General features: G+C 71.5%; 4 protein-coding genes. 2 read left to right on the top strand and 2 right to left on the bottom strand.

Features of this window, described 5'->3' with window-relative positions; genetic code table 11:
- Positions 1-14: 14 nt before the first annotated feature.
- The gene (locus tag SACSA_RS0101125) at positions 15-1202 is read right to left on the bottom strand and encodes a GGDEF domain-containing protein (protein ID WP_048876305.1); all 1188 of its coding nucleotides are present in this window, start codon (positions 1200-1202) and stop codon (positions 15-17) included.
- 950 nt (positions 1203-2152) lie between these two features.
- Here SACSA_RS0101125 and SACSA_RS0101120 point away from each other — a divergent pair.
- Entirely contained in the window at positions 2153-3061 is a 909-nt protein-coding gene (locus SACSA_RS0101120; protein ID WP_019812829.1) for an SDR family NAD(P)-dependent oxidoreductase, read from the top strand.
- Between the two features lie 90 nt (positions 3062-3151).
- On the opposite strand, the gene SACSA_RS0101115 is transcribed toward SACSA_RS0101120, so the two are convergent.
- Positions 3152-4984, bottom strand: coding sequence for an AMP-dependent synthetase/ligase (locus tag SACSA_RS0101115; protein WP_019812827.1), 1833 nt, complete (start codon positions 4982-4984; stop codon positions 3152-3154).
- Between the two features lie 164 nt (positions 4985-5148).
- Between SACSA_RS0101115 and SACSA_RS0101110 the strand changes: the two genes are divergently transcribed.
- Positions 5149-5722 (top strand): hypothetical protein (locus SACSA_RS0101110; protein WP_019812825.1); only part of this gene is annotated, 574 nt, incomplete at its 3' end.

The raw sequence follows: 5722 nt of genomic DNA, 5'->3' as shown, positions 1-5722 counted from the left end.
CCGCGCGAGTGCGCTCAGCCCGGCCGCCGGGCGAGGTGGACGCGGTCGCGCCCGTGTTCCTTGGCCTCGTACACCGCGCTGTCGGCGGCCCGCATGAGCCCGTGCAGGTCGTCGGCGTGGCGCGGGAACACCGCGACCCCGACCGAGGCGGTACGCCCTCCCACGGTGATCCTGGCGCCACGCTTGTCGGTGGTCTCGACCCGCAGTGCCGCGACGGTCGACCGGATGCGTTCGGCGGCCTGGCGCGCCACCGTCTCGTCCGCCTCCGGCAGCACCAGCACGAACTCCTCACCGCCGAAACGGCCGACGACATCGGAGGGCCGGGTCACTCCGGTGAGTGCCTCGGCGACCCCGGCCAGGACGTCGTCACCCGCGGGATGCCCAAAGTCGTCGTTGATCCGCTTGAAGTGGTCGAGGTCCACCATGAGCACGGACAGTGTGCCGCCCGCCCTGCGCACACGGTTGAGCGCGCGGTCGGCCGACTCGGTCCAGCCCCGCATGTTGAGCAGTCCCGTCTTCGGGTCGGTGACCACGTCATCCTGGAGCTGTTCGAGCTCGGCGAGCCGGTTGAACACCACCGTGACCGCGGCCATGATCGCGACGGCGGGTGGCAGCACCACGAGCAGCACCGCGGTCACCACGCCCATTCCGGTGGTGAGGACCTCGAGCATGTTGTCGGCCGGGCTGCCGAGCACGGCGCGCGGTGTCGGCCGGGGCGAGCCGAGAGCGAGGATGCCGCCGACGTAGACCAGTTGCACGCCCTCGTAGACGACGGCGGCGAGCAGGATCAGGCCGAACTCGCGTAGCGACCCGGCCGCGTTCACGGCACTCCAGTCGTGCGGGCCCAGCGACATGTAGGTGAGGTTGGCCAGCGCCGCCGCCAGGCCGTGCGACAGCGAGGAGAAGACGAAGTTGTGCGCGGGGCGGCGGGCGGTGAACCAGCGCTGCACCCTGATCAGCGCGACCAGCAGCACCGCGAGCGTGGCAGGCAGCACCAGGGCGGCGGGAAAGACCCACACCGCGATCAGGTCGATGAGAACCGTTCTCGTGCGATTGCGCCTGCGCTCCTCCTGGCGCTGCGTGAGTTGGATGTGGACGGTCGCGCCCGTGGCGAGGATGCCGAACCGGAGCCACTCCGTGGTGGTCGGCACGGCCGCCTTGGCGAACGCAGCCGCGAATCCCGCCACCGCCAGCAGTTCCATCGCCAGCAGGAACACGACGAAGCGCCTCGGCCGCTTCCACAGCGCCCACCGCGCGGGATGCGGCACGCGAAGCCGTCGGATTCCCGCGTCCCCGCGACCCCCGTGGGGGCCGGTGCGCGGCTGTCCGGTCACGGTCCCGGTGTCCACCACATCCGGCGCCGGTCGCCACGGTGCCCGACGGTCGTGTGGTGACAGCGGCACTCGCCCGTCCTCCCGCCGGCGTCGGTGGCAGTTCGTGTGCGGTGGCGCGGGCTCGGCAGCGGTACCGGCCCCCCGGCAGTCCACATGATGGCAGCGCGCCGGGCTCCGGGCCCGTGGCCCGTGACGGGGGCGAATGCCGAGGTCACCTCGTGACTTCGGGTCCCTTGCCGGGATATCGTCGGCGGTGCCGGACTTCCCGGACCAACCGTGCATCGAGCCGTGAGGGAGGCGTTGGTGATGACCGGTCGTGACTTCTGAGCCTCACCCGGTATGGACCGCCCGGCACGGTCACGGGAGAACAGCCGTGGCGGGCCTGGACTTCTCGTCGGGAGTCGTGCACTCATCGTCGCCACGCAGTCGTCGGTACCTCTCGTGGTCCCCACCGTGAAGGAGGTGAGGCGAATGTCCGGTCGTGACTTCTGACTACCCGCACACCCTGTTCCCGACTCCGTTCACGCCGTGCCGGTAACGGCACGATCAGGTGGTTCCCGCCGTCGGCGGCCGGACCGGCACGGCCTCCCCGGGTCCCCGCGCGGCCTCCCGGGTCCCGCGCGGCGTGCCCGCGATACCGCCGCGCGGTATCCCCCGGCCGATCGCCGCTCACTCGTTCAGCGCAGTGTGGCGTCCGTTCGCCGAGCTGCCGGGCGCACCCCGTGTAGAGGACGCCGACACTGAAGGTGCCGGCGCCGTCCGGCCGGTGACACGACGGAGAAGCGGGCCCCGCGGCCCGCGGTGGGGAGACGACGCGGATGAGCGGAGAACTCGACGGCAAGGCGGTGGTGGTGACCGGTGCGGGGCGCGGACTCGGCGCGGCGTTCGCGACGCACGCCGCCCAGGCGGGCGCCTCGGTCGTGGTCAACGACATCGACGCCGACCTCGCCGAGCGCACGGCGGCGAACATCACCGCGCACGGGGGCACGGCGGTCGCCAGCGGCCACAGCGTCGCCGACCCCGCTCAGGCCCGCGCCCTGGCCGAGCAGTGCGTCGCGGAGTTCGGCGCCCTGGACGGCCTGGTCAACAACGCGGGGCTCAACTACGAGTCCCTTCCGTGGCGGGAAGACCCCGCGCGGGTGCGGGAGCTGGTCGAGACAAACGTGCTCGGCGTGATCTACACCGGCTCGGCCGCGGCCGAGCACATGGTGGAACGGGAGCGGGGCGGGTCGATCGTCAACATCTCCTCGGGAGCCTCCCTCGGCCAGCGCAAGCTGGGGACCTACGCGGCCAGCAAGGGCGCGGTGGCCTCGCTGACCTACTCGTGGGCGCTCGACATGGAGGAGGTCGGCGTCCGCGTCAACGCCGTGTGCCCGCTGGCGCACACCCGAATGGTGTGGAAGTCCGAGCGCAGCCTGCGCAACTGCCCGCCCGAGCGGACGCCCTCACGTGTCGCGCCGTTGGTGGTGTTCTTGCTGGCCGACGACTCACGAGGGATCACCGGGCAGATGCTGCGGTGCAACGGCTCCGAGTTGCACATCGTGGGACAGCCGTGGTTCAAGGAACCGATCGTGCGGCGACCGGCGTGGGACACCGACGGCGTGCGGCGCGTGTTCGACGAGGTGTTCAGCGCGCATCTCGAGCCTTATGGCATGGAGAAGCGCGTCCCGCCGACCCTGCGCGAGTGGACCATGAGCCCCGGCCACCCGTCCACGCGCAGCGCCTGACGCGGTCGTTGTCGTGCCGTCAAGGCCTCCTTCACTGCGTTGAGCGCAGGTAAGGAGGCCTTGACGGCGACGCCGCCGGGCGCGCGGGCGTCACATCTGGTAGAGGGACTCGATCTCGGATTCGTAGCGGCTGGAGATGACCCTGCGCTTGAGCTTGAGTGTGGGGGTGAGTTCCCCCGACTCGGCCGACCACGGATCGGTGAGCAGCCGGTAGCGCTTGATCTGCTCGACCCGGGCCAGCCGTTCGTTGGCGGCCCGCACCGCCTCGTCGACTTCGGCCACGACCTCGGGATGCGCGGCCAGGGCCGCCACGTCGCTCGCCTCGATGCCCCGGGTGGCCGCCCACGCCGGGGCGATTTCGTCGTCGAGCACCAGCAGTGCCGTGATGTAGGGCCTGTTGTCGCCCAGCGCGATGGCCTTGCCGATCAGCGGGTGCTCGGTGAGCAGGCCCTCGATCCGCGTGGGAGCGACGTTCTTGCCCCCCGCGGTGATGAGCAGCTCCTTCTTCCGGTCGGTGATCGAGACGAATCCGTCCTCGTCGATCGAGCCGATGTCGCCCGTGGCGAACCACCCGTCGGGATCGGTCGCCGGGGCGATGGACCCGTCCTCCCGCAGGTACCCGAGGAACACGATGGGCCCGCGCACCAGCAGCTCGCCGTCATCGGCCACGGACACCTCGACGTCGGCGACCGGACGGCCCACGGTGCCTGCCCGGAACGCCCCGGCGCGGTTCGAGGTGACCGCGCCGGTGGTCTCGGACAGACCCCACACCTCCTGCACCTCGATGCCGAGCCCGGCGAGGAAGTGCAGCACCTCGACCGGAATGGCCGCCGCCCCGCCCGAGGCGAGGTGCAGCCGGTCGAGGCCGAGCATCGTCCGCACGGGCGCGAGCACGGTCGCGTCGGTCTCGGCGATGCGCCGGGCCAGTTCGTCGGGCACCGGCTCACCCGCGCTGCGGAGCGCGTACCCCTGGCGCAGCAGCTCGCCGGCCGCCGTGAGCGCGTCGCGGCGTTCTGCCGGCGCTCCGGCGAGCATGTTCCGCATCCCGGCCACCATCTTTTCCCAGACGCGGGGGACACCGAAGAACGCGTTCGGCCGCACCCGGCCCAGCGCGGAGACGATCTCCGCCGGGTCGGCGAGGGTGTGCACGTGCCCGGCGTGCACGATCGGCATGTAGATCGACAGTTCCCGCTCGGCGATGTGGGCCAGCGGGAGATAGGCGATGTTGGCCATGTGCATGGGGGAGTCGTGCAGTGTGTGCAGCGCGACGGCCTCGTGGATGGCGTTGCGGTGGGAGAGCACGACGCCCTTCGGCGAGCCCGTCGTCCCCGAGGTGTAGATCATCGACAGCGGGTCGTCGGGCTTGATGTCGTCGGTGAGCCGCTCGAACGCCGCCGGATTATCCGCGTGCAGGTCCGCTCCGCGCTCGCGCAGGGCGGCGAAGCCGACGAATCGCGGGTCGTCGGCGGGCGCGGCGTCGGGGTCCAAGAGGACGATGTGTTCCAGGTTCGGCAGGTCGTCCAGTACCGGCCACCAGCGCGCGAGCTCGGCCTCGCCCGCCAGCACGGCGACCGAGGCGGCGCTGTGGTTGACCACATAGCGGATCTGGTCGCTGCTCAACGTCGAGTACGCCGTGCACGGGATCGCGGCCAGGTTGGCCGCCGCGAGATCAACGATGAGGTGCTCCGGGCGGCTCGGCGCCATGATGATCATCCGCTGGCGGGCACGCAGACCGAGATCGGCGAGGCCGCGCGCGACCGCGGCGACCTCGTCGCGCAGCGCGGCCCAGGTCAGAGTCTCGCCGTCCGGTTCGTCCAGCGAGGCCAGGGCGGGCAGGTCGGCGTACTCGTCCGCGTTGCGGCGCAGCAGGCGCGCCACGGTCTGTCCTTCGACCCTGCTCGCGACGGATGGCTCGGTGCTCAACGCTGTCCTCCTCGATCCGACGTCGATCCGCACCCTATGTAACGCGGATCACGATGAGGAGACACGCTGGACCGCGCTCAGACACGCGCGGGCCCCGAACCGGGGCGGAAGAACCGCGCGGTGACGGCGTGTCGGGTCACCCCACGCCGGGTACGTGCTCGGACATGAGCAAGGCCAGCGCGCGGACCGCCGCCCGGTTGCTGGAGGTGGCCGGGCGCACCTACGCCGACGAGGCCGGTATCCGGCTCGCCGACACGCCCACGGCGCTGTACCGGTTGCTGGTGCTTTCGGTGCTGATGTCGGCGCGGATCAAGGCCGATATCGCCGTCGCCGCAGCACGTGAGCTGTTCCGCGCGGGGTTGTCCAGTCCCCGGAAGATGCGGGATTCCGAGTGGCAGGAGCGAGTGGACGCGCTCGGCCGTGGCCACTACGTCCGCTACGACGAGAGCACGGCGAACACACTGGGCGAAGGGGCAACCCTGATCGAGGACACCTATCGCGGCGATCTGCGGCGGATGGCCGCACGAGCCGACCGTGATCCCCGCGCGTTGCGCCGCCTGTTGTGCGAGGTGCCCGGCATCGGCGCCGTGGGGGCGGACATCTTCTGCCGCGAAGCGCAGCAGGTATGGCCGTGGCTGCGGCCGTACCTGGACCGCAAGGCCCGGGAGGGCGCCGAGCGGGTCGGCCTGCCGCGGGACGCGGCCGCGCTGGCGGAGCTGGTTGACAGCGACGACCTCG

It is taken from the genome of Saccharomonospora saliphila YIM 90502 (genome assembly GCF_000383795.1).
Classification (GTDB): domain Bacteria; phylum Actinomycetota; class Actinomycetes; order Mycobacteriales; family Pseudonocardiaceae; genus Saccharomonospora; species Saccharomonospora saliphila.
This window is presented reverse-complemented; position numbering and strand designations above follow the sequence as displayed.

What these genes read in the sequence shown, in the direction of transcription:
- SACSA_RS0101125 (WP_048876305.1), bottom strand. Translation starts at nt 1,202, where the DNA reads ATGGAACTGCTGGCGGTGGCGGGATTCGCGGCTGCGTTCGCCAAGGCG.
- SACSA_RS0101120 (WP_019812829.1), top strand. Translation starts at nt 2,153, where the DNA reads ATGAGCGGAGAACTCGACGGCAAGGCGGTGGTGGTGACCGGTGCGGGG.